General features: G+C 50.5%; 30 protein-coding genes. 4 read left to right on the forward strand and 26 right to left on the reverse strand.

Annotated elements, in window-relative coordinates; genetic code table 11:
* Positions 1–135: 135 nt before the first annotated feature.
* Complete coding sequence (gloA2, locus tag ABEA14_RS04410) at positions 136–522, forward strand: SMU1112c/YaeR family gloxylase I-like metalloprotein (RefSeq protein ID WP_345338655.1); 387 nt, start codon at positions 136–138, stop codon at positions 520–522.
* Here the strand turns inward: gloA2 and ABEA14_RS04415 are convergent.
* From ABEA14_RS04415 to yceD, 17 genes are all read right to left on the reverse strand, one after another.
* Positions 479–1,612 (reverse strand): hypothetical protein, encoded by a 1,134-nt coding sequence (locus ABEA14_RS04415; protein ID WP_345338656.1) that lies wholly within the window; start codon positions 1,610–1,612, stop codon positions 479–481. The two genes, gloA2 and ABEA14_RS04415, sit on opposite strands and share 44 nt — an antisense overlap.
* 19 nt (positions 1,613–1,631) lie before the next feature.
* Positions 1,632–2,924, reverse strand: a complete 1,293-nt coding sequence (locus ABEA14_RS04420) for an NAD(P)/FAD-dependent oxidoreductase (protein WP_345338657.1) — start codon at positions 2,922–2,924, stop codon at positions 1,632–1,634.
* A gap of 72 nt (positions 2,925–2,996) precedes the next feature.
* Positions 2,997–3,542 (reverse strand): alpha/beta hydrolase YcfP, encoded by a 546-nt coding sequence (ycfP, locus tag ABEA14_RS04425; RefSeq protein ID WP_345338658.1) that lies wholly within the window; start codon positions 3,540–3,542, stop codon positions 2,997–2,999.
* 79 nt (positions 3,543–3,621) lie between these two features.
* Positions 3,622–4,635, reverse strand: coding sequence for a beta-N-acetylhexosaminidase (gene nagZ, locus ABEA14_RS04430; RefSeq protein ID WP_345338879.1), 1,014 nt, complete (start codon positions 4,633–4,635; stop codon positions 3,622–3,624).
* A gap of 21 nt (positions 4,636–4,656) precedes the next feature.
* Positions 4,657–5,538, reverse strand: coding sequence for a DUF6279 family lipoprotein (locus ABEA14_RS04435; protein WP_345338659.1), 882 nt, complete (start codon positions 5,536–5,538; stop codon positions 4,657–4,659).
* Positions 5,516–6,463 carry a DNA polymerase III subunit delta' gene (gene holB, locus ABEA14_RS04440; RefSeq protein WP_345338660.1) on the reverse strand — a complete coding sequence of 316 codons (948 nt, stop codon included), beginning with the start codon at positions 6,461–6,463 and terminating at the stop codon, positions 5,516–5,518. The genes ABEA14_RS04435 and holB overlap by 23 nt, the downstream gene beginning before the upstream one ends.
* Positions 6,451–7,101, reverse strand: a complete 651-nt coding sequence (gene tmk, locus ABEA14_RS04445) for a dTMP kinase (protein WP_345338661.1) — start codon at positions 7,099–7,101, stop codon at positions 6,451–6,453. The genes holB and tmk overlap by 13 nt, the downstream gene beginning before the upstream one ends.
* Positions 7,102–7,103: 2 nt before the next feature.
* Positions 7,104–8,114 (reverse strand): endolytic transglycosylase MltG, encoded by a 1,011-nt coding sequence (gene mltG, locus ABEA14_RS04450; RefSeq protein ID WP_345338662.1) that lies wholly within the window; start codon positions 8,112–8,114, stop codon positions 7,104–7,106.
* Positions 8,111–8,926 carry an aminodeoxychorismate lyase gene (gene pabC / locus ABEA14_RS04455; RefSeq protein WP_345338663.1) on the reverse strand — a complete coding sequence of 272 codons (816 nt, stop codon included), beginning with the start codon at positions 8,924–8,926 and terminating at the stop codon, positions 8,111–8,113. The genes mltG and pabC overlap by 4 nt, the downstream gene beginning before the upstream one ends.
* 81 nt (positions 8,927–9,007) lie before the next feature.
* Positions 9,008–10,246: a beta-ketoacyl-ACP synthase II gene (gene fabF, locus ABEA14_RS04460; protein WP_345338664.1), complete on the reverse strand. Its 1,239-nt coding sequence runs from the start codon at positions 10,244–10,246 to the stop codon at positions 9,008–9,010.
* 73 nt (positions 10,247–10,319) lie between these two features.
* Positions 10,320–10,556 (reverse strand): acyl carrier protein, encoded by a 237-nt coding sequence (gene acpP / locus ABEA14_RS04465; RefSeq protein ID WP_345338665.1) that lies wholly within the window; start codon positions 10,554–10,556, stop codon positions 10,320–10,322.
* Between the two features lie 164 nt (positions 10,557–10,720).
* Positions 10,721–11,467: a 3-oxoacyl-ACP reductase FabG gene (gene fabG, locus ABEA14_RS04470; protein WP_345338666.1), complete on the reverse strand. Its 747-nt coding sequence runs from the start codon at positions 11,465–11,467 to the stop codon at positions 10,721–10,723.
* 18 nt (positions 11,468–11,485) lie between these two features.
* The gene (fabD, locus tag ABEA14_RS04475) at positions 11,486–12,412 is read right to left on the reverse strand and encodes an ACP S-malonyltransferase (protein WP_345338667.1); all 927 of its coding nucleotides are present in this window, start codon (positions 12,410–12,412) and stop codon (positions 11,486–11,488) included.
* Positions 12,413–12,429: 17 nt separating this feature from the next.
* Positions 12,430–13,383, reverse strand: coding sequence for a beta-ketoacyl-ACP synthase III (locus ABEA14_RS04480; protein ID WP_345338668.1), 954 nt, complete (start codon positions 13,381–13,383; stop codon positions 12,430–12,432).
* Between the two features lies 1 nt (position 13,384).
* Positions 13,385–14,416 carry a phosphate acyltransferase PlsX gene (gene plsX / locus ABEA14_RS04485; protein ID WP_345338669.1) on the reverse strand — a complete coding sequence of 344 codons (1,032 nt, stop codon included), beginning with the start codon at positions 14,414–14,416 and terminating at the stop codon, positions 13,385–13,387.
* Positions 14,417–14,431: 15 nt separating this feature from the next.
* Positions 14,432–14,599 carry a 50S ribosomal protein L32 gene (gene rpmF / locus ABEA14_RS04490; protein ID WP_345338670.1) on the reverse strand — a complete coding sequence of 56 codons (168 nt, stop codon included), beginning with the start codon at positions 14,597–14,599 and terminating at the stop codon, positions 14,432–14,434.
* A gap of 17 nt (positions 14,600–14,616) precedes the next feature.
* Entirely contained in the window at positions 14,617–15,135 is a 519-nt protein-coding gene (yceD, locus tag ABEA14_RS04495; protein ID WP_345338671.1) for a 23S rRNA accumulation protein YceD, read from the reverse strand.
* Between the two features lie 380 nt (positions 15,136–15,515).
* Between yceD and ABEA14_RS04500 the strand changes: the two genes are divergently transcribed.
* The gene (locus ABEA14_RS04500; protein ID WP_345338673.1) at positions 15,516–16,112 is read left to right on the forward strand and encodes a Maf family protein; all 597 of its coding nucleotides are present in this window, start codon (positions 15,516–15,518) and stop codon (positions 16,110–16,112) included.
* A 121-nt stretch (positions 16,113–16,233) separates the two neighbouring features.
* On the opposite strand, the gene ABEA14_RS04505 is transcribed toward ABEA14_RS04500, so the two are convergent.
* The 9 genes from ABEA14_RS04505 to nifL form a co-directional block, all read right to left on the reverse strand.
* Entirely contained in the window at positions 16,234–16,704 is a 471-nt protein-coding gene (locus ABEA14_RS04505) for an Mpo1 family 2-hydroxy fatty acid dioxygenase (RefSeq protein ID WP_345338675.1), read from the reverse strand.
* Between the two features lie 252 nt (positions 16,705–16,956).
* Complete coding sequence (gene modC / locus ABEA14_RS04510; protein ID WP_345338676.1) at positions 16,957–18,069, reverse strand: molybdenum ABC transporter ATP-binding protein; 1,113 nt, start codon at positions 18,067–18,069, stop codon at positions 16,957–16,959.
* Positions 18,060–18,746, reverse strand: coding sequence for a molybdate ABC transporter permease subunit (modB, locus tag ABEA14_RS04515; RefSeq protein WP_345338677.1), 687 nt, complete (start codon positions 18,744–18,746; stop codon positions 18,060–18,062). The genes modC and modB overlap by 10 nt, the downstream gene beginning before the upstream one ends.
* Positions 18,739–19,605 carry a molybdate ABC transporter substrate-binding protein gene (gene modA / locus ABEA14_RS04520; protein WP_345338678.1) on the reverse strand — a complete coding sequence of 289 codons (867 nt, stop codon included), beginning with the start codon at positions 19,603–19,605 and terminating at the stop codon, positions 18,739–18,741. Before modA ends, modB begins: the two co-directional genes overlap by 8 nt.
* 114 nt (positions 19,606–19,719) lie before the next feature.
* Complete coding sequence (locus tag ABEA14_RS04525) at positions 19,720–20,376, reverse strand: nitrogen fixation protein NifQ (protein ID WP_345338679.1); 657 nt, start codon at positions 20,374–20,376, stop codon at positions 19,720–19,722.
* A complete protein-coding gene (locus tag ABEA14_RS04530; RefSeq protein ID WP_345338680.1) occupies positions 20,373–20,669 on the reverse strand; it encodes a 4Fe-4S binding protein in 297 nt (98 codons plus the stop codon). The genes ABEA14_RS04525 and ABEA14_RS04530 overlap by 4 nt, the downstream gene beginning before the upstream one ends.
* Positions 20,669–22,018 carry a nitrogenase cofactor biosynthesis protein NifB gene (gene nifB, locus ABEA14_RS04535; protein WP_345338681.1) on the reverse strand — a complete coding sequence of 450 codons (1,350 nt, stop codon included), beginning with the start codon at positions 22,016–22,018 and terminating at the stop codon, positions 20,669–20,671. Before nifB ends, ABEA14_RS04530 begins: the two co-directional genes overlap by 1 nt.
* A gap of 226 nt (positions 22,019–22,244) precedes the next feature.
* Positions 22,245–23,798: a nif-specific transcriptional activator NifA gene (gene nifA, locus ABEA14_RS04540; protein ID WP_345338682.1), complete on the reverse strand. Its 1,554-nt coding sequence runs from the start codon at positions 23,796–23,798 to the stop codon at positions 22,245–22,247.
* A 2-nt stretch (positions 23,799–23,800) separates the two neighbouring features.
* Positions 23,801–25,372, reverse strand: a complete 1,572-nt coding sequence (nifL, locus tag ABEA14_RS04545) for a nitrogen fixation negative regulator NifL (RefSeq protein WP_345338683.1) — start codon at positions 25,370–25,372, stop codon at positions 23,801–23,803.
* A gap of 364 nt (positions 25,373–25,736) precedes the next feature.
* Between nifL and rsxA the strand changes: the two genes are divergently transcribed.
* Positions 25,737–26,321 (forward strand): electron transport complex subunit RsxA, encoded by a 585-nt coding sequence (rsxA, locus tag ABEA14_RS04550; protein WP_345338684.1) that lies wholly within the window; start codon positions 25,737–25,739, stop codon positions 26,319–26,321.
* A 105-nt stretch (positions 26,322–26,426) separates the two neighbouring features.
* Positions 26,427–26,963, forward strand: coding sequence for an RnfABCDGE type electron transport complex subunit B (locus ABEA14_RS04555; protein ID WP_345338685.1), 537 nt, complete (start codon positions 26,427–26,429; stop codon positions 26,961–26,963).

Consider the following 26,963-nt stretch of genomic DNA (forward strand, 5'->3'; position numbering starts at 1 on the left):
GTGTTTGTAGCATGGGCTCTCTACGGGCAGAGCCCCGAATTGCCGATCACCACCTCCATAGGAGGTGGTTTAGAGGTGACAATCAAAACGGCACCGATAGGTGCCGTTTTCGTTTAAACACGTCTGGAAGAAAATATGCCGCTACTAGGTATTCACCACACCGCTATCATCTGCAGCGATTACCAACGCTCAAAGCACTTTTACTGCGATATATTGGGAATGCGTGTCGTTGCCGAAAACTACCGCGCAGAAAGGGATTCATACAAGTTGGATCTGGCGCTGCCAGATGGTTCACAAATAGAATTGTTCTCTTTTCCTGGTGCCCCTGAGCGCCCCTCTTATCCAGAAGCGCAAGGACTGAGGCACCTGGCCTTTAAAGTGGCATGCATCGAAACGACAGTAGCGGAACTGAAGAAAAATCAGATTGAAGTTGAGCCGATCCGCGTCGACGCCTACACAGGAAAGCGCTTCACCTTCTTTAGCGACCCGGATCAGCTTCCTTTGGAGCTTTACGAAGTTTAACGAAAGCGGCTACAGAAGCTGCAGTGAAAAGCCCTGCCCCCAACAATAGCCAGAGCCAAATTGGTTGCTTAGATTTCAATGGTGGTTGCAGGCTTGCCAGCGCAAGGTACTTTTCCGCCCACAGGCTTTTCTCAGCCAGGATGATTCTCGCTTCGTGGCTATCCAAACGAGAGCTGAACTGCTGGGTAATTTCGGAAGAGCAGAAGTTCGGCACGACCGCTGCTCGGTATGCCTTAACCGCAGAACGGTATCGTTCTAATGCATCTGGCGCATCTGTCGTCACAGGCACATACCATAAGGAATAGTCGAGAGGATAATGGTTCAACAGATTCTGGCGATGTGTAAGCAACGGGGTATCGTCAGCAAGAGCCTGACAAGTGGCCAGTACCATTTTACTTTGATGTATGCTTTTCCATTCCGCTAATGCAGCCGCCAGCTGTTTACGATGTTCTGATTGTTGCTGGCTGAATTTAGCGTGCTCCGCCTTCATTGACTGAACACACGCCTTTGAGCTTACCGGGGGCTTAAATCCTCCGGCGCTAAGCTTGTCTGACAAAGTATCAATACGAAGCGTGACTCCTTCCGCTGACAACAACGCTAACACTTCCGCATTGGCGCTCATCCAGTTCTGTTCAGCCTGCATATTATCTCGGGCTTGAACCAGTGCTTGTTGATAGCGACGCTTACAGCCTGAAAGTGCGCCGGATTGCTCAAGCTTTTTATTGGCCTTGCCGCCTAAACGTGCTTTCGCTCGGCCTACATTGTCGACCGACCCATCCCAAAGACGAAAGTTCTGCTGATAAAGGGCTCGTGCCTGCTGGCAGATGCTTCGGCCCTCTCCCCTCTGACAATTCTCCAGATGGTACTCGCGGGCGGCGAGATTAACCGCAACACCGGCTTCAAGACATAGCTGATAGGCTGGACGACTCCAAGCGGCAATTGGCCGGCAATACTGCTTCAAGCGCTCATCGATTTCAGCATCAGAAACCGGGGCGCCCAGTCCGGGTAACACGCGCGGGGGCTCGGCAGGTTGTGCCCAAGCCAGCGAAGGCAAAAAAAGTGCGCAAAATGCTACAACTCTTAACTTCATTCCCGCACGTACCTCTTAACTAGTGCAGTTTCAGTGTCGGACGCAATGCCCGATTGATCTGCCCCACCAGTAACAACAACATGGTTTTGAACCAGCCATGAAGTGCAAACTGATGCATGCGATAAAGTGAAATATAAACAAATCGGGCAACACGACCCTCTACACGCATAGAACCGCGTGTCAGGTTACCCATCAAGCTACCCACTGTGGAGTACTTGCTTAGCGAAACCAAGGAGCCATGGTCTTTGTATTCGTAGTTTTTAAGCGGCTTGCCAGCCAACTGAGCCAGAAGGTTGCTATAAACATGTGACGCCATCTGGTGGGCGGCCTGAGCTCGCGGTGGTACCGGCTGTCCATTTTCCTGCATACAGCTGGCACAATCACCCAACGCGTAGATATTATCGTCTTTTGTCGTCTGCAGAGTCGGCTGCACCACCAATTGGTTGATGCGATTAGTCTCCAAGCCCCCTATCTCAGCCAGGAAATCAGGGGCCTTAATTCCGGCAGCCCATACCATCAGCTGTGCCGGCACGGTCTCACCGTCTTTAGTCACTAACCCCTCGGAGGTTGCTTCAGTCACCATGGTCGCTGTTTTAACGGTCACACCCAGATCTTGAAGCTCTTTGTGAGCAGCAGCACTGATACGTTCAGGAAGTGCAGGAAGAATACGAGGGCCAGCTTCAACCAAGGTCACATTCAATTTATCGCGCCCTGCGTCTTTCACACCATAATGCGCCGCTTCTTCCGCTGCCTTGTGCAGTTCAGCAGACAATTCAACACCAGTTGCACCACCGCCAACAATCGCGATATCCAGCGTCTCTTTCTTACCACCGCCAAGTTTCAGGAAGGCATTGAGCAGTTCACCGTGGAAACGGCGGGCTTGCTCTGGGGAATCCAGGAAGATGCAGTTATCACGAACACCTTTGGTATTGAAGTCATTTGACACGCTACCCAGAGAAACAACCAGATAGTCGTAGTCGATAGCCCGTTCTGGCTGGAGTTCTTCGCCTTTGTCGTCGAGCATAGGCGCCAGGATGATCTTCTTGTCATCCCTTTCGATACGACTCAGCGCACCCAGCTGAAAGTTAAAATGGTGATTTCTAGCATGTGCTCGATAGCTCAGAGCGTCGACACCATCATCTAATGAGCCTGCAGCCACTTCGTGTAACAACGGCTTCCAGATATGAGTACGTTTACGGTCAACCAGTGTGATTTCTGCCTTTCCACGCTTCCCAAGACGGCGTCCAAGTTTTGTCGCTAGTTCCAATCCACCAGCGCCGCCACCCACGACGACAATCTTACTCTTACTCATTTGAGACGCTCCTAAAAACAAAAGCGGGCCAAAAGGGCCCGCAAAATTATGCTAGCTGCGTCATAGTTTAAATTATTCGGTGCCTTCCTTAAACGCTTTAATTTTCTGCAGATGCGGAGACAATTTCTTAAATTTGTGGGTTTGCTCTTCGTCCCAAACCACATCGTAGTATGGGGACAGGGCCTCATGGCTCTTTTCATTATCCAGAACTTCGTCCTTTCTTGACAAGATCACCAGGGTGCGCCCCTTGTTCTTGTTACGGAATTCACTGACGCATTTGCCCGCAATATCCAGATACTCTTCAGGACGGTCAATTTTGCCTTCCATATTGTCTGCTGGATTTAAGTTAGGATTAACAATCACGGATTTGATACCAGCTAGGAACCCAATACGTTCTGACCAATAACCGCCTAGACCGACGCCACAGATAATAGGATTAGGATCTGAGGTCTCGCGAATATCCCTCATCACTTCTTTAAGTAAATGACTCATATCATGCTTGGGGTGCATGGTGCTGTAGGTGACAGCACGGACATCATCGTCAATGAACTGCAACTGCATGACCTTTTCGTGGTTACCAGGGCTGGTAGAGTCAAAGCCGTGTAAGTAAATAATCATTCTTTTTCCCTGTGCTTCGCCGCAATTTTCTCAATATAGTAGATAGAGTTACCGCCACAGATTCTCTACATCAAGAAGTTTAGTCAGAAAATTCCTGTTCAATGATCGCGGTCACCTGTTGCCATCGAGGAGAAGAGACTAAACGGGACCATGCGGGTGCTTCTGACTTTCTCATCGAGTTTAGCCTTGGTGAAAATTCAGGAGACAATTTTTCAACCGCTTCAAGCACTTCTATTGCTGCCGCACGCTGATTACACACCAGTAGCATGTCACAACCAGCCGCCAATGCCGCCTCGGTGCGAGCCTGATAATCCCCCAGCACAGACGCCCCCTCCATTGTCAGGTCATCGGAAAATATCACCCCGTCAAACCCTAACTCATTGCGCAGAACTGTCTGCAACCAATAAGGAGAAAAGCCCGCAGGCAATGCATCCAGATCCGGGTAAATAACATGGGCAGGCATAATAGCGTCGAGTTTGTTTTCAGTGATCAACCGTGAGAATACGGTCATATCGTAGTCTCGAATCATTGCACTCGGGCGCTCATCAACAGGCACTGCAACGTGACTGTCTGCAGCAACAGAGCCATGACCGGGGAAATGTTTACCCGTGGATTTCATGCCGGCCTGGTGCATACCGTCAATGAATGATGAAGCCAGGCTGGCAACTTGTGCAGGTTGCGCATGAAATGCTCGGTCACCAATCACTTCACTGATACCATTAAGATCCAGCACTGGTGCGAAACTAATATCAATATCAATGGCAAGCAGTTCAGAAGCCATCAACCAGCCGAAGTGCTCTGCCCACTGACAGGAAGTTGCCATCTGGCCCTGGCTGTTTTCAAAAATTCGGGCCATTGCTGGAAGATGGGTAAAGTCGTTTCTAAAGCGCTGTACCCTGCCACCTTCGTGATCAACAGCGATGATAAGTTCAGGCCTAACAGCACGAACATCCTGTACCAACGACTGAACTTGTTCCCGACTGCTGTAATTACGACTAAAAAGAATGGCGCCGCCGACAGCAGGATGAAGGATTAACTCACGCTCTTCTGCAGTCAGTGTTTCCCCTTCGAAATCTATCATTACCGGCCCCATGGGCATCGGCTCTCTCATTGCTTATTCCTCTCTATGCAGCGCGCTGAGATCATCAATCAGTTCTTTGAGTTTCTCATCCAGGTGTTGATGTTGTTTCTCTGTCATCATGGCAGAAATATCTGACATCACCTGGGCGTACACTGCTCTGTTCTTCTCAATTTGTGCTAAATACTCACCTTCGCGGATCTCGTCCAATCTCAGCAATATACGCTCCGCTTCCTTCTCAAACCGGGCCGCATCTTTTCTGTGGGACAATGTCAGTTCCAACTCATCAATCCATCTGTAACGATAGGCGATCCAAAGATCAAAACTACTGGTTCTGGATTGGCTCCAGGTTTCGATCCTGGCTTTTTGTTCATCTGTTAACTCGCCAATCCAGTCTGACAACCCCTCTTCCATATTTTCACGCCACTCTTGCTGACGCTCTTCAAGGGTTTTATCGTCATTCTCCTGTTTCACTTCGTCGAGCTCTTCACGCAAAATCGCAACCAGCTCTTTGGCTTGTTCATCACTGAGGCTTTGCCCAAGCTCTACCAACGCAGGAAACATAACTTCTATCAAGTGTTGCCAGTGAGACCTCGCTTTATCGATGATCTCGAGTACCTGCGCAGGCTCAATGGGTTGTTGCAACTGCTGACGCAACGATTCCAGATCTTTGGTGTATAGCGGCAGTTGCTGTTTGCGGTGCCAACTCAGTACTTGTGCAAGGGAGCGATCGACAAACGCATCCTGCTCACTATCAAGGGAGATGTAGTCGTCTAGCGTCCAAGGGATCAGCCAATCGAGATAGTTGTATACCATCTTGGTACTGCATCCTGACAAAGCAACAAGGGTGGCAATGACTATGCCCCATTGACGCCATCGAGTGACGAGTCTTGGCTTAAGCTTGCTTGATAGTTCCACTGGTTAACTGCTCCCCAAACTGAAAGGACTTTTCTATCTGTAACATCTGGTTGATACCGGATTGTGACAAAAGTTTCCTACAAGTTACGAGTTGATCGTACCAAGCGTTCAATCCTGTGACATTTGACCCTTTCGCTGATAACGCGTGCAGAGCTACGAGATGTAGAAGCCAATCGATACGAGAGACTGGCTCCTTACTTACAAGCTGCTTCATCTGGCCTAAAGCCTGCTCTTCTCCCCGCCACCATTTTTTATATTGATCACGCAACTGCTCAAATACTGAAAACTCGTCTGATGCCAAGAACGACTTAACTGCAAACGGGGCACCATGGAACATGGCAATCACAGATTTATCTGCGGGAATACGCTGCGAACTGAGCCAATCGGTGATATCTGCTTCGGTTGCAGCAACGGGGATGTGCTGACAGCGACTTAAAATAGTGGGCAAAAGCTGACTTGGTGCTTCAGAGGTCAGCATGAAATAGGTGCCAGGCATCGGCTCTTCTAACGTCTTTAACAACGCATTGGCCGCATTAACGTTCATCTTCTCGGCGAGTTCGATGAGAACCACTCTGTTGCCCGACTGATGGGCGGCTTGTGAAAGCTTATCTATCACCACTCTCACCAAATCCACAGTAATCGTGCCCTTGTCATTAGCCGAAACCGTCAGTCGGTCTGGGTGATGGCCAGCCATCCTCAAGGTACAGCTCTTACAATGACCGCAGGGTTCTATGAGGCCCTGCGAGTTCACTGGCGACTGACACAACAAAGTGTCAGCGAATTGCTCAACCAGCAGTTTTTTGCCGACACCTTTTACACCAGAAAACAACGAGGCATGGGGCACTCGGGAGCTAGCCAGCGCCTTCAGGAAGTTAACACGATGTGTTTTCAGCCAGGAACAGCTATTGATAGCTACTTCAGCCAAGGCGCAACCTCTTTGGCAAGCAGCTCTTCCAACTGGGATGTCACCTCTGCCAAGCTTCTGTTTGCATCGACTGTCTTGATTGTGCTGTCAGACTGCGCCAGTTCGAGGTAACGATCCCTGGTACGTTCAAAAAATCCAATCGCTTCCAGTTCGATCCGATCTAATTCACCGCGCCCTCGTGCCCGTGCTAAACCGGTCTCCGGATCGATATCCATGTAGATCGTCAGATCGGGGGTAAAGTCGTCTAGGACTGCGGTTTTTATTGCTTGAATTTGGTTGTCTGGAATACCTCTTCCACCGCCCTGATATGCGCGTGAAGAGAGGTCGTGTCGATCGCCTACCACCCATTGACCAGATTCAAGCGCTGGCTCTATTACTGTTTTTACCAGCTGAGCGCGACTCGCATACATCATCAAGAGTTCAGTTTCTGGCGCCACCGGTTCAGTAATTTCCGGCGACTTTACCAACTCGCGAATTTTTTCAGCCAGCGGCGTTCCTCCTGGCTCTCTGGTCGTCACAGGTGACTCGACGCCGTGCTTAGACAAATAATTGATGACGGTAGAAATAGCCGTGCTCTTCCCCGCGCCTTCCAGGCCCTCAATGACAATAAACTTACCGCGTTGTGCTTTTTGACTCATTCCTACTTACCCAGAATATATTTTCTGACTGCTTGGTTATGTTCTCTCAATGTCTTTGAGAAGTAATGGCGACCACCACCGCTGGCTACAAAATAGTAATACTCAGAGCTTTCAGGTTTTACGGCGGCCATCAACGATTCGATGCCTGGCATAGCGATAGGCGTTGGCGGCAAACCATGAATAACATAAGTGTTGTAGTCCGTTTTTTGGCGTAGGTGAACCCGCTTGATATCGCCTTGGTATGCGTCTCCTAACCCGTAAATCACTGTTGGGTCAGTTTGCAAACGCATCCCCTTTTTGAGGCGGTTATCAAAAACAGAGGAGATAAGGCCACGCTCATCATCAACGCCCGTCTCTTTTTCGATAATCGACGCCATAATCAGCACTTCGTAGGGCGTTTTAAGCTCGATATCCGGAGAACGTTGCTCCCATGCAAAGGTTAAATGCCCCTGCATTGCCCGGTAGGCGCGTTGAAGAAGTTCGAGGTCTGTGCTGCCATGGGTATAGAAATAGGTGTCGGGGAACAACCAGCCCTCGACAGAGCGATCAGATATTCCCAAAGCTTTCATTACAGCCTCGTCACTGAGGTCATCCAGCGTCCTTTTGAGCCCTGGCGCTTCGAGAAGTCGGTTACGCCAATCTCGATAACGCTCTCCCTCAACAAAGGTAAGCTGATATTGAAACTCTGACCCAGTCGATACCAGTGCCAATGCATCTTTCACTGAGGTACCCGGTTGGAGCTGGTAGGTTCCGGCTTTAATATGGACAAGATCGGGGTAAAGACGACCAATCAACCTGCTATGCCAACTATCCTTTATCCAGCCACTCTGCGACCAGTTCGCCAGCATGCCGCGATAATGGCTGCCTTGTGTAACTTCGTACATCGTTGGCGCTTCTAAAAACAGAGGTTGCTTTAAGAAGTTGTCTACTCGCGCGAGTAAAATAGCAACGGCAACCACGCCAGCCATCGACAGTGTGACGAAAACAAGCGCAGCTCTCTTCCAAACACTCATGACAACGCTTCCCCGATAACACCCTGCAATCTGCGGCTAACTACAAAATCTGACATTCGTTTTCCATTAAATAGCCTTACTGGCACCACTTGCATCAAACTGTTTGTCACCCATATCTCGTCAGACTTCTCCAGTACGTTGACCGGCTCTGCGACAACTTGGCAACTGATATCCATTTGTTCCAAATGTTCCATAACTCGGGCCCGCATAATCCCTGTGACGCCTGACTGGGTCAAATCAGGGGTGAAACACTGTGAGCCCACACGCCAAAACAGGTTTGCGACGTTAGTTTCAACCATGTTTCCTGCTGCATTACTGAACACGGCATCATCTGAGCCCAGCGTCTTCAGCTCCTGTTTAGCAACCACCTGCTCCAACCGACTGGTTGTTTTAAGCCCTGCCAGAAAAGGATTCACTGCCAGTGGCGTTTTAGCAATTGCTAAGGAAATGCCCTCTTGCTGCCAGCGCTCATAGTGCGTAGGGAGTTCAAAGCAACTAATCACGGCAATGGTGTCTCTACATCCACTGGGATCGTACCCCCGTCCGCCTTCACCTCGCGAAACAAGTACCTTAATACCACCAAAATTCTGACTGGTGGCGACTTCAACCATAGCCGCAGCGAGTGCCTCCAGGTCGATCCCTTCAATACCAAGCTTGGCTGCCGCTGTCTGCAGTCTTGTCAGGTGGTCTTGCAGGTATACAACCTTTCCTGCAACAACCAACGCGGTCGTGAAGATGCCGTCACCGTATTGGAAGCTGCGATCAGCACAACTTATTTGGGGAGATTCGCTTGAAGCGTGGAAGATTTGCAAGGTAACTCTGGATTTTCAATAACAAAAAAGCCTGACCCCATAAGGTATCAGGCTTTTGCGATGTGAAACAGCGTCTAACGCTTAGATTTTCTTGAGCAGGATAGAGCCGTTGGTGCCACCGAATCCGAATGAGTTACTCAATGCGTATTCCGCATCGGTTTCATTCATTTCATTGGCGCAGTAATCGAGATCACAACCTTCTTCCGGATTTTCCAGGTTGATGGTTGGTGGGATCTTACCTTCCTGCAGCACTTTGGCAGTAAAGATAGTTTCAATAGCGCCTGCCGCACCCAGCAGATGGCCAGTCATAGACTTGGTAGAACTAACCTTCAACTGATAAGCGTGATCACCAAACACAGACTTAACTGCGGCGCTTTCCGCTACGTCACCGGCTGGCGTAGACGTACCATGCGCGTTGATATAACCAACTTTGTTGTAGTCGATACCCGCATCATTCAGGGCATTGACCATCGCAGCCGCAGCACCACTGCCATCAGCAGGCGGTGAAGTCATATGGTAAGCGTCACCGCTCATACCAAAGCCAACCACTTCTGCATAAATCTTAGCACCGCGTGCAACGGCACTTTCGTACTCTTCGAGCACCATCATGCCGGCACCATCACCCAGAACAAAGCCATCACGGTCTTTATCCCAAGGGCGACTGGCTTTTTGCGGTTCGTCATTGCGAGTAGACAACGCTCTTGCTGCAGCGAAACCACCGAGACCCAGTGGCGTACAAGCAGCTTCAGCACCACCTGCCAGCATCGCATCTGCGTCACCGTAGGCGATCATACGCGCGGCATGGCCAATGTTGTGAACACCCGATGTACAGGCTGTAACGATAGAGATGTTTGGTCCTTTCAATCCATACTTAATGGAAAGATGACCCGCTACCATGTTGATGATGGTAGAAGGAACAAAGAAAGGAGATATTTTACGAGGGCCATTTGCCAGCAAGGCCTCATGGTTACTCTCAATCAACCCCAAACCACCAATGCCGGAACCAATGGCTGCACCAACACGAGGAGCATTTTCCTCGGTGATCTCCAGTCCAGCATCTTCCATTGCCTGGATACCCGCCGCGATACCGTATTGGATGAACAAGTCCATCTTACGAGCATCTTTTTTCGGCATATAGTCTTCAACGTTGAAGTTCTTTACCTGACCAGCAAAGCGAGTTGAAAAAGCCTCAACATCAAAACCTTCTACTGGCGCAATACCACTGGTACCTGCAAGCAATGCCTGCCAGGACTCATCAACGCTGTTGCCCACTGGTGAGAGCATACCCATACCAGTGATCACTACACGACGTTTAGACACGTTTCGCCTCCGTAAGGAGTTAACCCTAAAAACAATAAAGGCGGCTTACGCCGCCTTCAGAAAAACTTTTTGATTAGTCCTGGTGAGACAGGATGTAATCGATAGCTGATTGAACAGTAGTGATCTTTTCAGCTTCTTCATCAGGAATCTCAGTGTCGAATTCCTCTTCGAGCGCCATCACCAGCTCAACTGTGTCCAGAGAGTCTGCACCCAGATCATCTACGAAAGAAGCTTCGTTTTTAACTTCGTCTTCTTTAACGCCCAGCTGCTCAATGATGATTTTTTTGACGCGTTCTTCGATAGTGCTCATTTTCTATATTTTCCTTTATGAACAAAATAACGCTTTCGCGAATTTGCGCTTAGTGTAAGCGATAAGCCAAAAGATTCAAGCGATTGGCTCATCTCGTTCAAGTGGTCAAACCACGAGTTTAGCGTTATTAATAAAAATTGTGGAACTATTTGTTAGTTCTTTGTTTAAACCATGTACATGCCGCCATTCACGTGCAGCGTTTCGCCCGTGATATAGCCAGCCATGTCAGATGCCAAGAATAGAACCGCAGATGCGATCTCTTCCGGGCTGCCAAGACGTTCCATTGGTACCTGAGACAAAATAGCGCCGCGCTGACCTTCGTCAAGTGCTTGCGTCATATCTGTTTCAATAAATCCGGGTGCGATCGCATTCACAGTAATGCCACGGCTTGCCACTTCACGTGCCAGCGATTTAGTGAAACCAATCAAACCCGCTTTAGCGGCAGAGTAGTTAACCTGGCCAGCATTACCCATAGTACCCACAACGGAGCCAATGTTAATAATACGACCGCCACGTTTTTTCATCATGGCGCGGATAACGGCTTTGCTCAACCGGAACAATGAAGTCAGGTTGGTATCGATAACCGCTTCCCACTCTTCATCTTTCATACGCATGAAGAGATTGTCTTTGGTGATACCTGCGTTGTTGATCAGCAGATCCACACCGCCCTTCTCATCTTTAATTGCAGCAAAAAGCGCTTCAACAGAGGCCGCTTCTGTCACGTTAAGGACTTTGCCGCAGCCGTTATCGCCGAGGTATTCAGAAATTGCACCGGCACCGCCTTCACTGGTAGCAGTACCAATAACATAGGCTCCCTGCTCTACCAGCTTTAACGCGATAGACTTGCCGATTCCTCGGCTAGCGCCAGTAACTAATGCAACTTTACCTTCAAGGCTTAAGTTAAGTGACATCTTGTTCTGTTCCTTTGATTATTTAGTCAGGGCGTTTTCCAGACTCGCCAGATCATTAACAGCAACACAAGACGCGCTACGGTCAATTCGCTTGATCAGGCCAGACAAAACTTTACCCGGACCCATCTCTACAATTTCGGTGGCGCCTTCAGCGACAATGGCCTGAACAGATTCAGTCCAACGCACAGGCATATAAAGTTGACGAACCAACGCATCCTGAATAGCTTCAGCAGTGTCGGCTTTTGCCACATCAACATTATTGATAACAGGCGTATTAGGTGCCGAAACATCGATTGAGTTCAACACATCGGCCAGTTTCTCTGCCGCAGGCTTCATCAAAGCACAGTGGCTGGGTACGCTCACGGGCAATGGCAGTGCGCGCTTAGCGCCCGCTTCTTTACAAAGCTCGTTAGCGCGATTAACCGCAGCGGTAGCGCCCGCAATTACGACCTGACCCGGAGAGTTAAAGTTAACGGCAGATACCACTTCACCTTCGGCCGCCTTCTCACAAGCTGCCAGGATGTCTTCATCGCTCAAACCGATAATCGCAGACATTGCGCCTTCACCAGCAGGTACCGCCTGCTGCATGAATTGACCACGCTGCTCTACCAGTTTAACTGCGGCTTTAAAAGGCAGCACGCCAGCACATACCAGTGCAGAGTATTCACCCAGGCTGTGACCCGCCATTAAAGCAGGGGCTTCACCACCTTTTTCCAACCACAGGCGATACAACGCGACTGAGCTGGTTAACAGTGCAGGTTGAGTCTTATCTGTTTGATTCAGTTGGTCGGCTGGACCTTCAGAAACCAATGCCCAGAGATCATATCCCAGTACTTCTGACGCTTCAGCAAACGTGTTACGAACTGTGTCGTTGTTTGCTAAATCTGCCAACATGCCAACGGTCTGAGAACCTTGGCCTGGAAAGACAAACGCAACTTTACTCATTATCAGCTTACCTAAACTTAATATCGAACCAGTGCAGAGCCCCAGGCGAAACCACCGCCAAAGGCTTCCAGCAATAACAACTGACCGCGCTTGATTCTGCCATCGCGGATCGCCTCATCCAATGCCACAGGCACGGATGCTGCGGACGTATTGCCAGTATTGTGAAGATTGACCACGACCTGCTCCATCGGCATGCGAAGTTTCTTCGCCGTTGCCTGGATGATGCGAAGGTTAGCTTGATGTGGCACCAACCAGTCCAGTTCGGACTTATCTATATTGTTGGCTTGCAGGGTCTGTTCAACCACTTCACTCAACTTAGTGACAGCAACTTTGAACACTTCGTTACCCTTCATAAACAACCAGTCGTGGTCTTGCTGTCCAGGGCGCATATTGCGAATTTTAAGCAAATCGCCATAACGTCCATCAGCATTGATATGGGTAGACAGAATGCCAGGCTCTTCGCTGGCACTCAGAACAGCGGCCCCTGCACCATCACCGAATAGAATAATAGTGCCACGGTCCTCTGGGTCTGCCAGGCGGCTGAGGACGTCAGCGCCGACAACCAAAATGTTTTTTGCCTGACCAGAGCGAATAAACTGGTCAGCAACACTCAACACGTAACTAAATCCAGCACATGCTGCGGCCACATCAAAGGCCGGCATTGGTGGTGCATCAAGCAGGCGCTGTATCTCACAGGCTGCCGAAGGGAACGCGTGTTCAGCGCTTGTCGTCGCACAGATGATCATATCGAGCTGGTCTGGTGTCATTCCAGCAGCATCGAGTGCGTTGCGAGCGGCTTCAGCGCCCATGGTGGCAACGGTTTCATCAGGGCCAGCGATGCGACGTTCAATAATACCTGTGCGTTCTACGATCCACTGATGTGTGGTATCGACCATCTGTTCAAGATCGGCGTTGCTACGCACAAGTTCAGGCAAATGACTGCCTGTTCCAGAAATTTTGCTGTACGTCATATTAGCTATGTTTATCCAGCAGAGCGGCTTCGAGTTGATCTTTGATACGCTTAGGCACCTGACGTTCCATCTCAATGACGGCCTCGTCAATGGCGTGCCTGAACGCCTTAAGATCGGCGTTTCCGTGGCTCTTGACCACGATGCCGCGCAATCCTAACAGACTTGCGCCGTTGTACTGGTCGGGGTTCATTCCTTTCATCATTCGAGAAAGCGTAGGTAAAACAAAAGGTAGTATTAAACGCATCCAACCTTTTGGTTTAAATCGCTGCTTAAACTCTTTGATTATGAACTCGCTGACGCCTTCGCATGTCTTCAGGCAAACATTGCCAACGAAGCCGTCACAGACCACAACATCGACATTTCCAGTAAATATGTCTCGGCCTTCTATATAGCCGACAAAATGGATGTCGTCACATTCCTGCAGTAACTGCGCCGTCTGTTTGATTTGGTCATTGCCTTTGGTTTCCTCTTCTCCAATATTGAGAAGCGCAACCCGAGGACGTTCAATGCCTTCAACCTGTTGCACCAGCACGTGCCCCATCTGAGCAAACTGGAACAAGGTTTCGCTATCACAATTAATGTTGGCACCGAGGTCGAGCATATGGACTTTTTTGCCCACCTGCGTTGGCAAAGCAGCAACCAGAGCTGGCCGCTCAATACCGGGAAGCGTCTTCAATACGAACTTGGCCATCGACATCAGCGCACCGGTATTGCCCGCACTGACACAAGCGTCGGCGGCTCCATCAGAGACAGCATTTAGCGCTAGACGCATGGAAGATTCACGACGATGGCGGAGAGCGTATGAAGGCTTATCACGCATGTCCACGACATCAGGAGCATGAACGATCTGAATCCGATCTTCGAGATCACCCAGAGAAATCTGATTAAGCGCGTAGGAAAGTTTTTGTTCTTGACCGAACAGCTGGATATGTAGGTTTGGATGGGATTGCAGAGCCTGCACGGCGGCAGGCACTGTTATTGAGGGGCCATGGTCGCCCCCCATGGCATCTAACGCCAGGGTTAGATGAGACAAAGCAGACCTTCGACGTTAGCCGACGACTTTTTTGCCTTTGTAGTAACCGTCAGCAGTTACGTGGTGGCGACGATGAGTCTCACCAGTAGTCTGGTCAGTTGACAGGGTAGTAGTACCCAAGCCATCGTGAGAGCGACGCATGCCGCGCTTTGAACGAGTTTTACGGTTCTGTTGTACGGCCATTTTGCCCTACTCCTCAGTTATTCACGTTTTAACGAATTCAGTACAGCGAAGGGGTTTGGACGCTCATCAGCAGGCTCTATCTCACCGTACACCATCTGGTTTGAACCTTCAGGACAATCTTCCAAGTCATGCATCGGCACGATTGGAAGAGCCAGCATCAGCTCATCTTCTACCAAGGTATGCAGCTCAACTTCGCCATTTTCATCAAGTTCAACTGGCTCATAAGCATCAGGCAGTTCATCCACGTCTACCCTGCCGGTAATCGGACAGTATGTAGACTGAACTTCAAACTCCTGTTCAAAGGTTGTGTTACATCGCTGACAAGTCAACGTGAGGCGCGTGCTGATGGATAACTCCATAACAGCCAGGCCCTGAGCATCAATCCCACATTCCAACGCCACTGAAACAGGCGATGACAGGGGTGCCACCTCATTGAGACGGTTAAAACGCTCGTTGTCGATCTCACCCAGAAACGAGGAGCGCTTTTGCGCATTTCGTATCGGATCAAGATGGACAGGTAACTTCACCTTTCGCATAGGGCGCGAATAATAATGACCAAATACCGCGGAGTCAAAGGAAAAAGAGCTTTTCGACGTAATAATAATCCGTCATAGAATACCAATCCGAATAAAGATATGGTCAACCAGGAAGCCTGGGCAAGTTCAAGTCAAGGCGCAGTCATGCAGCAATGGTTGATCCCTTGCAAATGGTTGCAACGCAGAAGTGGACTTGCCCAGCTTTCCCCGCAGGGCGAGTTTTAAATCACTTTATGCTGCGTAAGCTGATTTCGACGTAGCACAACTATGCCTTCAATCACCTGCCTTGCCTAAAGTGATTTAAATTCCCGCTGGTAGATCAGATTCTTATTCGGATTGGTATAATGTTCTTTATTCCCTGACACTTATATATGAATTCTATGAGAACCCTTGTCTTAGGCTCTACCTCCCCATTTCGCAAAGCTATTCTCGAGAAGTTGGGCGTGCCTTTCAGCTGTGCAGCACCCGATATAGATGAGACCGAAAAAGCCGGCGAAACCGCGCCACAACTGGTTGAGCGGCTGGCAGAAGAAAAAGCAGCAGCCGTTGCGGCTGGTTTTGAAGATGCCTTAGTGATTGGCTCAGATCAGGTAGCCGTTATTGATGAAGAGATACTGGGTAAGCCGGGCAATCATGAAAAAGCCGTCGAACAGCTAACCAAAGCCAGTGGCAAAACAGTCACCTTTTATACCGGGTTAGCCGTCTATGACGCTGCATCAGGCGTCTGTCGTTCGATTGTAGAGCCATTTAAGGTGGTCTTTCGCGAACTCACTGCCGATGAAATTGAACACTACCTAAGAGTGGAAGAGCCCTATAACTGTGCGGGCAGCTTCAAGAGTGAAGCATTAGGCATTACATTGTTTGATGAGTTGTCGGGCAAAGATCCCAACACCCTGGTCGGCTTACCACTGATCTCGCTGACAGCGATGCTGAAAGAGTTCAACTACGATGTTCTGGCTATCGCCGCATCTCAGTAGCTCCTCTCTATCTTTTCAAATAAAAGAGCCGGTTTACGAGAAACCGGCTCTTTTATTTTCAGGTCGAACGATATGCCGCGGATACATGGATGTATAGGAGCGGCGAAGTTCTAATCACTCGCTACACAGGCAGATGAAAACGGCGATATAGGAAGTGCATGACCCATAACGGCCCTATCAGCAGAAACTGCACATCTTTAAAAAAAGAGGGTTTCTTCCCCTCAATCTCGTGACCAATAAACTGAAAGATCCAGGCAACAACAAAAATTATCAGTGCCGTGTAAGCGATGGGAAAACTAAACGCAGCCTCATACGCGACCACGACGCCAAACATCAATACCGTAATCAATGCCATGCCCAACGCCAGCGGGCCCGATAAGCGCCAATAGAAGAACATTACCGGCACCATGGCCAACGTAGCCCAATTCAGCCAGGGCATAGCCAAACGGTCCCAGGGGGTTGGGATCGCCCACAGCAGGGCCACGACAGTAAAATAAATGGTGGGAACCGCCATCCAGTGGATCAGCTTGTTTGTAGGGTTGGTATGACTGACGCCGTACTCGTTCAGCCACTGACGCAGGGATTTGTTCATAGCTTCATCCTCTATTTTTGTTGTTATTGTTTTGGCTCAGCATATCAGCAACGCTTGAGATTGCCACTAAACGGGCTCTAGGGTGTCACCAAACGAATGCTAGAAGCTCTGTAAAGGCCTCAATTTTTAATCGGGTAGCAGCTAAAAGAGCTGTTGTTAACAGGACAGATTTTACTGGACGTTCTCCCAGTTAGAACGTCTGTGAAAGATAGGTAGAAAATGAGTTTATGGGTGAAGGGTGTTAAAAGGTTATCAATCGATTTCAATCAGATTCACAGCTTTAATATGTGCATAGACAGACTGGCCTCTTTGCAGTTTTAGCGTTCTAACGGCGCGGCGTGACACTTTTGCCAGTAGGTTGGCGCCCTCCTCTGAGTTTTGACCACTGATGGCACCAACCGCCATCTGCACCAGCATTTCACCTGGCTGGATGGGGGTTATCTCTTTGATCACTGCCGGAAGGCAGTTTTGGATACTGGCAGATTGCAGTGGCGCAGTCGCCACAATCACTTCACTGGCGGGAACACGCAACTTCAAAGATTCACCACACCAACTTTTATCAATAGGCGCGTGCAACCAGTAATCGCAATCATCGGCGCCTTTAACCCTCAAGCGCATTAACTGATCGTTCTCTTCATAGTTACTCCCCCACGCATCCAACACCGCCCCCTGATAAGGGCTCTCAAGGTGCTGACTGACTTCTGCTGATGCCAATAGATCCTGGGGCGAACCCGCCGCGACCACCTCCCCTCTATCGATGATGACCACTCGTTCACAGGCCGCACATATCTCTTCGGTAGAGTGACTGACATAGAGCATTGGGATCTGCCATGCCTCCGAATAGCGCTTTAAAACAGGTAAAATAGCTCGCCTTGCCACCAGGTCCAGCGCTGACATTGGCTCGTCCAGTAGCATGAGTTTGGGTGTCTGCAATAACCCTCTGGCCAACGCAACGCGCTGCTGTTGCCCCCCAGAAAGCTCCCTGGGGTACTTATCCATCCAAGTGAGTATCCCAAGTTGCCCCATCAGCTCAAATGCCTGCTCCGCTGACATTTGGCCTCGTTTAATAACGTAACTAAGGTTTTTCTTCACCGTAAGATGGGGAAACAATCGACTGTCCTGAAACACATAGGCAATCTCGCGTTTCTCCGCCTGCATGGCGGTTTGGCCCTGTAACAGTGTCTGGCCATCCAGGTGCATCACACCTTTCGCATTTGGCTCCAAGCCTGCGATCAGCCTGAGCAACGTTGTTTTACCGGCACCCGAGCGTCCAACAATGCCTGTAATACCGGAAAGCTGGCTATTAAGGTGGTAAGCCGATCGCCAACCATTTCTTACCAAACAGGCATTAATACTTATCTGCATGGCAGCAACCTCTGCTGGCGTCGTTTCATTGAACCGTATACCAGCACCAATACAGCGACACTGAAACCCAACAGCAGCAAAGAAAGACGATGGGCAGAAGCAAAATCCAGCTGCTCGACATGGTCAAACAGAGCAATAGACAATACTCGGGTTTCACCCGCGATATTGCCGCCAATCATCAGCACCACACCGAATTCGCCGACAGTATGGGCAAAACCCAATACCGTAGCGATAACAAAGCTGGGTAAACAAAGCGGTACAACGATTCTAAAAAAACGCTCCATCGGCCCCATGCCCATAGTCGCACCGGCTTCTAAATACTGTTTACCCAAACTGGAAAATGCGGCCTGCAGTGGCTGAACTACAAAGGGAAGTGAATACAGAATTGAGGCAAATACCAATCCAGAAAAACTGAACGCCAAGGGGGAGCCAAAGATATCAAGCCAGCCAGCGCCTAATGCATGGTTCGGCGAAAACGCCCACAACAGATAAAACCCCAATACCGTAGGCGGCAGCACCAAGGGCAGTGCGACAATCGATTCAACCGTGCGAGCAAAGAAGCTATGGCGGGTTGCCAGCCACCACGCCAAAGGCGGACCTATCAGCAGTAATACCAAGGTGGTGACGCTTGCCAACCGCAGCGTCAACCAAACAGCCTGCCAGTCCGCCTCAGCCATTCGCACCCCTTGCCGCCAGCTCACTTGCGGCCAGTTCGTTTGCAGATAGCTCCTTTGCGGCTAAGCCCTTTACGGGAAACTCTTTTAAGGAGAGATCCATTGCAGGAAGGTAACCCATTTCGGTTAGCACTGGCCCTGATTGCTCAGCCAGGAATTGAACAAACTGCCGCACTTTGTCTAGGTTCTCACTGCGCTTGAGTATGACCCCTTTTTGCACAATGGGGCTGTACCACTCAAAGGGCAGTTTAATTGCATTGATAGGCTGATCTACCACCTGGGAGTACGCCACAAACCCCGCTTTCACATTACCTGTCGAGATAAACTGATACGCCTGGGACACACTGTTGCCAACGGCAGGCGCGGGGTCATTGGGCAAGGCAAAGCGCTGCACCACTTGCGACGCTGCCGCGCCATAGGGGGCTGTTTTGGGATTAGCCATAGAGAACTGGTCCTGCCAACGCTTGACTACATCGAGTGACACATCTCTGCACCCCGGACACCAAAACGCCAATACGCCGCGGGCATATACAAAGGGCTCACCAAGACTAAGACCCCGTTCATGTAGCTGTTGTGGTCTGTCTGCATCCGCCGCCAGATAAAGGTCAAATGGCGCGCCATGCACTATCTGTTGAAACAACACACCGGTTGAGGCCGCACTGATGTTGATGGCTACCCCCGTTTCTTGTCGATACTGCTCAGACAAACGCTTCAGTGGTTGATAAAAATTGGCGGCAACGGCGACATTAATAGCGCGCGGCTCCTTAGCGAACGCAGTTCCTGAAGCAGAAAACAGTGCAAGCACAGTTAAGAAAATTGCACAGCGCCGACACACAATGATTCCCAAAATTCGCTTTGTCATATACACCTCACTATCACCCGCACTATCACCTCTATTGTCACCACCGCTATGCAGCGCATGGCTAGACTAGCCATCAGCTAGCCACGCCCTGGCTAAGCAGGCATTAGCACCGGATTAGTCTTCAGGCCCAAAACATTCCGCAAAGGTGGCACACTCCTGACAACTGGGGGCCCGACAAACATAATCGCCACCCGATTCACATAGCTGTCGATAGAAGAACTTCTTCCAACGCATATCCTGAGTGTTTGCTGTCGCCAACGAGGGATAGTTGTGAAGCAGCAGCGCACGCAACTGATCGCGATGCTGTAAACCCAGCGCTCGCCATAAATGGTTCGAACTAAGGCAAGCAGTTGAGATGATCACCGCCATAACTTCCGCGCCGTAAGCTTTTTCATCAGCGTGCTTCATCATCAGGTCAACCAACTGATTACGCTCGTCCAGTCGGCTTAAATAAAGGCTGGCAAGTAGATCGGCTTTCGCTTTAATCGACGGCCATTCATCGCCTTGCCAGCGGCTGTCCAGCGACCTAAGACGCCCCTCTGCGAGCATTTTGATTACGTCACGATAGGCTGCATGCTCCATACCTAAACCGTACGGCAAGGCAGTTTTGCCTGTGAGTTGTGATTTCAAGATCTGGTTGATAAAGGCTCGATTCTGCTCGCTCCAACCGCAATCGGCTGGACGAGAGCGCCGCAGTCGTTGACGCAGCCAACCAGGGCGATTAACAGTCCTATCAGTCAGCTCAAATGTACTCGCTAAACTCATGCTCATAACGATTCCCTCCGCGATACTCGGGACACGCATGACATGGCGATCACTTTACGTTCATCGGGCAACCCGGTAAGGCTGCCAGGTGGATTCAAAGCCAAGCCATCCTGATTCACAATCGCCGTTTCAACCGGGCAGATGCTGGCACATTGGGGGTCAGCGAAACTGCCCACACACTCAGTGCATCGGTGCGCTGATATCGTATATTGGCCACTGACATTGGTAATAGCGTTCTTGGGACAAACCAATTTGCAGGCGTTACAGCCAATACATGCAGAAGTAATGCTAAAAGCCATTAGATCACCTCCCCTATCTTGTCGTCAGCGTAATCAGCGCTGTTGGCCAAGGATGCAACCCATTTGGCTTGAACCCCTTGCAACGCGTCTTTGATAGTCATTCCGGTAAAGTCTGTCGAGGGGGCAACACCTTCTGCTTCCAATGCCTGCCAAGGACCGATGCCGAGACGTGAACACAGCAACATATCCACCCCTTTTAGCGCTGCGATAGCATCTGCTACTGGCGACGACTCATCATCGGTGCAGGTATCCTCGCCACTGCAATACTGGCTGACTTCGCGATCAGGCATGTCAGAAATGCCTTGCTCCGTGAGCTGATAAAGATGGAATCGTGTGGCATGGCCAAAATGCTGGTCAATAAACTGACCATGTCGACTGGCCACAGCCACTACCAAACGACGCTCAGGATCTCGCTCACTCTCAAGTCCACTGCTACGCCCATGACCAAGGTCAGCAGCAGGCTCCGCGTCTTGATCTATGTCCGAGCAATCCTGGCCCAGTCGGCCTACCGCATCGGCTCGGCATTGCTGGCAATGACTCATCTGAGCCATCGATACACCGGCCTCTTCTCTGGCTTTGGCTAACTCTTCTTCGGTTGGGCTGCGTTGGCCCATCAAGCCGAAGTATGTGCCATGTTCAGCTTCAGCGATCAAAGGCATTACATTGTGCAGCGCCGCTCCAAGGCGTTTTACTTCCGATGCCACAGCCGCCACATGATGGTCATTAATGCCAGGGATAAGTACGGTATTGATCTTTACCAACATGCCCTGCTCTGCTGCGGCTTTTAAACCGGCCAGTTGACGGTCAATCAGGGTTTGGGCACCCTGTCGGCCGCGTAAACGGCGATGATCAAAATAGATCCAGGGATAGATCTGCGCACCGATATCGGCATCAATACAGTTGATAGTAATGGTGAGGTGTTCAACCCCAACCTCGCGCAATGCTTTGGCATGGTCAACGAGATTGAGGCCGTTAGTGGACACACAAAGATGAATATCATCTTCCAGTTTTGCTACCGCCTTAAGCGTTGCCAATGTGGATGCTGGATTCGCTAACGGATCCCCCGGCCCGGCAATACCCACGACCTTAGTTTCTGGTATGCGCGCTTTTACCTTGCGATAGCGTTCAGCCGCTTGCGCTGGCGCAAGTAGCTTGGAAACAACACCCGGACGAGACTCGTTGCTGCAGTCAAACTTTCGATTACAGTAGTTGCATTGAATATTACAGGCGGGCGCGACCGGCAGGTGAATACGCGCATATTGATGAGCCTGTTTCGAATAGCAGGGGTGAGTTGCCATTTTGGGGTTTAACTCAACTACCGAATCGTTCGTGGAACATGATCCACCCATCTCACACCTCCCGGTTTCACTGGCCAGTGCGTGAGAAGAAAAACACGGTGCACTGGCGGATACCTATTGAATTCAAAACTTTACCTATCTGGTTCTAATACTTAACTGCAATCTCCTAGCCAGATTTATCTCATTTAAATTCAATGGGTTACAAAGAGAAGGTTGTGTAGATACCTGACAATGAACATCATTGTCAGGTATCCGACACAGGTCACATTTATTTAGGTTACAACTGCCTCATACGAATATTCATGGTTTGAATCCGATACGCGATCTGACGGGGTGTCATATCAAGCAACCTGGCGGCTTTTGCCTGTACCCACCCTGCCTGCTCCAACGCGGCCACCACTCGCTCACGCTCATCCATATCAGGATCCTGCAACGCTGTTTTCGCAGTGGTCGTGGGCGATCTGAGCACTTCAGTGCCACCCAGATCTCCCAACATAATCAGATCTTTATCGATAATACCGTCTTCACTCATGATCGAGGCACGCTCCAACATGTTCTCAAGCTCACGCACGTTGCCGGGCCAGTCGTAGTTCATCATGTTCCGGATCGCACCATCAGTAATGGAGAGAGGACGGGCCTGCTGTTTGCTGAGTTTCTCCAGAAGAAACGTGACCAGCTCGGGCAGATCCTCAATCCGTTCTCGCATCGGAGGTGGATAAATAGGCATGACGTTGAGACGGTAATAGAGGTCTTCACGGAACCGCTCTGCTCTCACCTCCTCTTCAAGGTTACGGTTGGTTGCAGCGACAATCCGTACATCGACATTCAATGTCTGCGAACCGCCAACCCGCTCAAATTCCCCTTCCTGCAACACCCGGAGTAACTTGGCCTGGAACGCCGCTGAGATCTCTCCCACCTCATCCAGGAACAGGGTTCCGCCGTCCGCCTGCTCAAAACGGCCTTTGCGCTGTTTAATCGCACCGGTAAAGGCGCCTTTTTCATGGCCAAACAGTTCAGATTCAAGCAGGTTATCCGGCAATGCCGCGCAGTTGAGTTTTACAAACGGCCCGTTTGCCCTTGGACTGTTGTAGTGGATGGCGTTGGCGATCAGCTCTTTACCTGTACCTGACTCCCCTCGAACCAACACAGTGCTATCCCACTTGGACACTAGCCGTACCTGCTCAAAGATCTTCCGCATCACACGGGTATGGCCGACCATATTGTCGAAGCTATAGTTGCCGCGAACTTTCCGGCGTAACCGGTCACGCTCAGCCACTAGGGTGTCTTTCTGTTCCTCTACATTTCGCGCAAGCAGAACACTCTTAGCAATGAGGGTTGCCACCATTTCAATCAGGCGGGTGAAATGCTCCAACAGTTCAGTATTAGGAAACTCAGGTTGTGCTGCTAAAACACCGATAACCGCACCGTCTCTGCTCTTTAGCGGAACCGCCACAAAAGGTTTGTCGAGCGCGTAAAGTGCCAGCTTGTCTGCAAACCTCAGATCTTCGGATACCAAGGGCAAAACAATTGGCTGGCCTTGAGAAAGCACGCTGCCGATCACCCCTTCACCTGCTCGATACTTGATCTGCGAGGTTTGATGATTGGAAAGCGGTTCCGTTGAATGCACGCTGTCGATCACCAGCATCTCTTTGTTGTCATCCAACAGACATAGCATGCCGTTGCTTAGAGCAGCGTCGGTGTGAAGCAGTTGCAGCACGCGGGCAATGGTTTGGGTGTAGTCGAGGCTGTTACCAAGCACGCTACTGACTTTATACAGCGCAGAGAGATGCTTCTCTGCGATTCGTTCCGGTCGAGTGACTAACGTATCCATGATTAACTCCTTTCACCGTTCCGACGAGGTAAACTGATCAAGGCGCGGCAGCCACCAAGTGGGCTGCGCTCAAATCGCAAACTGGCACAATGCTCATTCATCACCTGCTGCACTATGCTCAAGCCGATACCGCGAGCGCCATTTGAAGCAACAGGTTTGGTACTGAAGAAAGGTTGGAACACCTTAATCTTCTGTTTCTCTGGGATCCCCGGCCCACTATCATCAATCGCCACCACCACATGGTCTTCATCCAGAAAGGTTTGAATGGCCAATTCACGATGCTCCGTTTTGCCAAACTCAATGGCATCGATGGCATTGTCGATTAACTGTTTAACCGCCACCCGCAAACGGCTTGGCTGACCGTTTACCGACGGCAGTGTCGCAGTAAGCTGCAACTGCATGGGAATGGAGGCTTTCAACAATCGATGGGTTGTCAGTGATGACACATCGTGGATCAACTGATTGACATTGACTGGCTGGAGCGCTTCCTGCGGCCGTTCAGGTAGTGCCTGCTGCATCTGTTCTACCGCGTCAGCTCCCGACTTTAACGCCAGCTCCATCGCTTCCAAACCAGGACATTTACCTGAACGGTTCGCCAACACATTGACCGCTGCATCAATCATATTGATCGGCCCCTGCATCTGATGGATGGCTGCATGAAGCGTTTCCTGCATCACATGTATCATCTCGGACTCAGCGGTCATTCGCTGGAGTTCAGCGACACGCTGCTGCTCCTGGTGGCGCTTCTCTTTGGTGTGTTCGCTGATCGTCAACACCAGGTAGTTACTGGCTGAAGGCGTGAAGTAGCCATCAACATGACTATCAGTAGCGGCAAAACTTGAGATCTTGCAGTAGAACCAACGCTCTCCACGAGTCTGGTGTAACTCAAGACTCAGGCCATGGCCTTCCGCCAACTGACGACTGCATAGCTGCTCAACGGCACTGTCTCCGAGGTCTTGCTGTAGCTTCTTGATAAATTGCTTGGCGGGCTCGTTGGCCATCTCAGCCGACAACGCCTTGTACGCCAGATTATCCAGTACTACGTTGTGGTTGCTGTCCAACAGCGCGATAGCAACCGGCGTAGCATTTAGCACCGCTTCCACCAGCGCTTTTTGATTGATCAACTTGGTGTTGAGTTCGTGGGTGTCAGTCACGTCCCGGTGGATCCCCAGGTAATGGGTTATCTCCCCTTCGTCATTGGCCAACGGAGACACGGTGACATCAGCCAGATAGCGTTGACCATTCTTGCGACGATTAATCAGGCGCCCCTGCCAACACTTACCCAGTTTGAGCTGTTTCCAAAGTCCTTCATACACTTCAACCGGCGTGGTGCGAAAACTTAAAATGGAATGATTACGTCCCTGCAGCTCCTCGCCGTGATAGCCCGTGGTCTGACAAAACCAGGGATTCACATAAAGAATATTGGCCTTGAGGTCGGTTATCGATATCGCCAGCGGTGCCTGTTCCACTGCCTGGATAAACTGTTGTATCCCCACCAGCCCCTCAACCCCAAGCCCTGCAGCAATCTGTGATGGTGCTGTAAATGCCAGGGTTTGCTCTGCCAGTTTACTCATGAAGGCCTCCGCTTCAGACGCGTTGCGCATATGCACGCAAACAATTGGTGCAATGGAGGTCTTTGTATCCCCATTGCTCGACACAGAAGCAAAGTGCAATCAGCGTTCCTAACAAGCAGGCCCACCCTGTGGGGGCTGGCAGTAACCCCTCTTTGTTTGATTTACGACAAATTAACAAAAACTATTCGAATGCTTTGTTGGCTTTAGTACCAATTCGACTAATCGCGTTTTGTGTGACGCCCCGCCAGATCGCACTAATTAGGGGCTTCTATGCGCAAATCTGCATCATTTTCTAAAACACCCCGCCCAATGGCACATGCCATGCAGTGACTCTAGGGACACTTTTTCGATTCAGGAGCGAGCGATGGGTGATTATCTGCTGCTTTTAGTGGGCACCGCGTTAGTGAATAACGTGGTCTTAGCCAAATTCTTAGGTCTGTGTCCTTTCATGGGCGTGTCCAACAAAATCGACAGTGCGCTGGGCATGGGGTTAGCCACAACCTTTGTACTTTGTCTTGCTGCTGTCGCCGCCTGGATTATCGAACGCACCGTGCTTGTTCCTTTGGAGCTTGGCGTAATGCGCATCCTCGCATTTATTCTGGTCATCGCTGCGGTGGTTCAGTTCACCGAGTTGTATATACAGAAGGCGAGCCCTTCGCTGTACCAGTCACTCGGGATTTTCCTACCGCTTATCACAACCAATTGCGCTGTGTTAGGGGTTGCACTTCTGGTGGTGCAGCAGGAGATGTCATTTGCCCAAACCCTGGTGTATGGCTTTGGCTCAGCACTTGGTTTCACCTTGGTTATCGTGCTGTTTGCCGGGCTAAGGCAGCGGCTGAAGCTGGCCAGCATTCCGGCCACGTTTGAAGGTGCGCCTATCGCATTTATTACCGCGGGTCTGCTGTCGATGGCCTTTATGGGGTTTGCCGGGCTCGTTCCCAATGGCTGATGACTGCGCATAAAAACGCCGGTCGATAGGCGACAGATATGAACCTATTCCCCACTTATCTATTTACCCACGCGATTTGCAAGCGTGACACAGGGAGCACTCGCCATGAGTTTACTTAACTTTCTGTTAGCCCTGCTCTGCTTTATCGGTCTTGGTGCTGCATTGGGCGGCATGCTGGGCTGGGCATCCCGAGCATTTAAAGTCGAAAGCGATCCTCGTGTCGATGAACTGGAAGCGATGTTACCCGGCGGTCAGTGCGGACAGTGCGGTGAGCCAGGCTGTCGTCAGGCTGCCGAGGCGATGGTCGCAGGTCAGTTGCCTCCCACCTGCTGCCCTCCCGGCGGTAACAGCCTGGCTTCAGGTATTGCATCTCTGCTTGGTGTAGAGCTGGGTGAAACCGGTGATGACACCCAGTGGGTTGCTTATATCGAAGAGTCCCAGTGTTCTGGCTGCACCCGCTGTTTTAAAGCGTGTCCATTCGACGCCATCGTCGGGGCGACGAAGCAGATGCATACAGTTATCAGTGACGTTTGCACCGGTTGTCGACTCTGTGAAAAAGCCTGTCCGCAAAACTGCCTGGAAATGCGCCCGGTGGCTGATGCGCCTCATACCTGGCAATGGCCAAAGCCCAACGTAGCCTAA

This window comes from Corallincola platygyrae, assembly GCF_039544265.1.
GTDB lineage: Bacteria > Pseudomonadota > Gammaproteobacteria > Enterobacterales > Neiellaceae > Corallincola > Corallincola platygyrae.

What these genes read in the sequence shown, in the direction of transcription:
- gloA2 (WP_345338655.1), top strand. Translation starts at nt 136, where the DNA reads ATGCCGCTACTAGGTATTCACCACACCGCTATCATCTGCAGCGATTAC.
- ABEA14_RS04415 (WP_345338656.1), bottom strand. Translation starts at nt 1,612, where the DNA reads ATGAAGTTAAGAGTTGTAGCATTTTGCGCACTTTTTTTGCCTTCGCTG.
- ABEA14_RS04420 (WP_345338657.1), bottom strand. Translation starts at nt 2,924, where the DNA reads ATGAGTAAGAGTAAGATTGTCGTCGTGGGTGGCGGCGCTGGTGGATTG.
- ycfP (WP_345338658.1), bottom strand. Translation starts at nt 3,542, where the DNA reads ATGATTATTTACTTACACGGCTTTGACTCTACCAGCCCTGGTAACCAC.
- nagZ (WP_345338879.1), bottom strand. Translation starts at nt 4,635, where the DNA reads ATGGGGCCGGTAATGATAGATTTCGAAGGGGAAACACTGACTGCAGAA.
- tmk (WP_345338661.1), bottom strand. Translation starts at nt 7,101, where the DNA reads ATGAGTCAAAAAGCACAACGCGGTAAGTTTATTGTCATTGAGGGCCTG.
- mltG (WP_345338662.1), bottom strand. Translation starts at nt 8,114, where the DNA reads ATGAGTGTTTGGAAGAGAGCTGCGCTTGTTTTCGTCACACTGTCGATG.
- acpP (WP_345338665.1), bottom strand. Translation starts at nt 10,556, where the DNA reads ATGAGCACTATCGAAGAACGCGTCAAAAAAATCATCATTGAGCAGCTG.
- fabG (WP_345338666.1), bottom strand. Translation starts at nt 11,467, where the DNA reads ATGTCACTTAACTTAAGCCTTGAAGGTAAAGTTGCATTAGTTACTGGC.
- fabD (WP_345338667.1), bottom strand. Translation starts at nt 12,412, where the DNA reads ATGAGTAAAGTTGCGTTTGTCTTTCCAGGCCAAGGTTCTCAGACCGTT.
- ABEA14_RS04480 (WP_345338668.1), bottom strand. Translation starts at nt 13,383, where the DNA reads ATGACGTACAGCAAAATTTCTGGAACAGGCAGTCATTTGCCTGAACTT.
- rpmF (WP_345338670.1), bottom strand. Translation starts at nt 14,599, where the DNA reads ATGGCCGTACAACAGAACCGTAAAACTCGTTCAAAGCGCGGCATGCGT.
- yceD (WP_345338671.1), bottom strand. Translation starts at nt 15,135, where the DNA reads ATGCGAAAGGTGAAGTTACCTGTCCATCTTGATCCGATACGAAATGCG.
- ABEA14_RS04500 (WP_345338673.1), top strand. Translation starts at nt 15,516, where the DNA reads ATGAGAACCCTTGTCTTAGGCTCTACCTCCCCATTTCGCAAAGCTATT.
- ABEA14_RS04505 (WP_345338675.1), bottom strand. Translation starts at nt 16,704, where the DNA reads ATGAACAAATCCCTGCGTCAGTGGCTGAACGAGTACGGCGTCAGTCAT.
- modC (WP_345338676.1), bottom strand. Translation starts at nt 18,069, where the DNA reads ATGCAGATAAGTATTAATGCCTGTTTGGTAAGAAATGGTTGGCGATCG.
- modB (WP_345338677.1), bottom strand. Translation starts at nt 18,746, where the DNA reads ATGGCTGAGGCGGACTGGCAGGCTGTTTGGTTGACGCTGCGGTTGGCA.
- modA (WP_345338678.1), bottom strand. Translation starts at nt 19,605, where the DNA reads ATGACAAAGCGAATTTTGGGAATCATTGTGTGTCGGCGCTGTGCAATT.
- ABEA14_RS04525 (WP_345338679.1), bottom strand. Translation starts at nt 20,376, where the DNA reads ATGAGCATGAGTTTAGCGAGTACATTTGAGCTGACTGATAGGACTGTT.
- ABEA14_RS04530 (WP_345338680.1), bottom strand. Translation starts at nt 20,669, where the DNA reads ATGGCTTTTAGCATTACTTCTGCATGTATTGGCTGTAACGCCTGCAAA.
- nifB (WP_345338681.1), bottom strand. Translation starts at nt 22,018, where the DNA reads ATGGGTGGATCATGTTCCACGAACGATTCGGTAGTTGAGTTAAACCCC.
- nifA (WP_345338682.1), bottom strand. Translation starts at nt 23,798, where the DNA reads ATGGATACGTTAGTCACTCGACCGGAACGAATCGCAGAGAAGCATCTC.
- nifL (WP_345338683.1), bottom strand. Translation starts at nt 25,372, where the DNA reads ATGAGTAAACTGGCAGAGCAAACCCTGGCATTTACAGCACCATCACAG.
- rsxA (WP_345338684.1), top strand. Translation starts at nt 25,737, where the DNA reads ATGGGTGATTATCTGCTGCTTTTAGTGGGCACCGCGTTAGTGAATAAC.
- ABEA14_RS04555 (WP_345338685.1), top strand. Translation starts at nt 26,427, where the DNA reads ATGAGTTTACTTAACTTTCTGTTAGCCCTGCTCTGCTTTATCGGTCTT.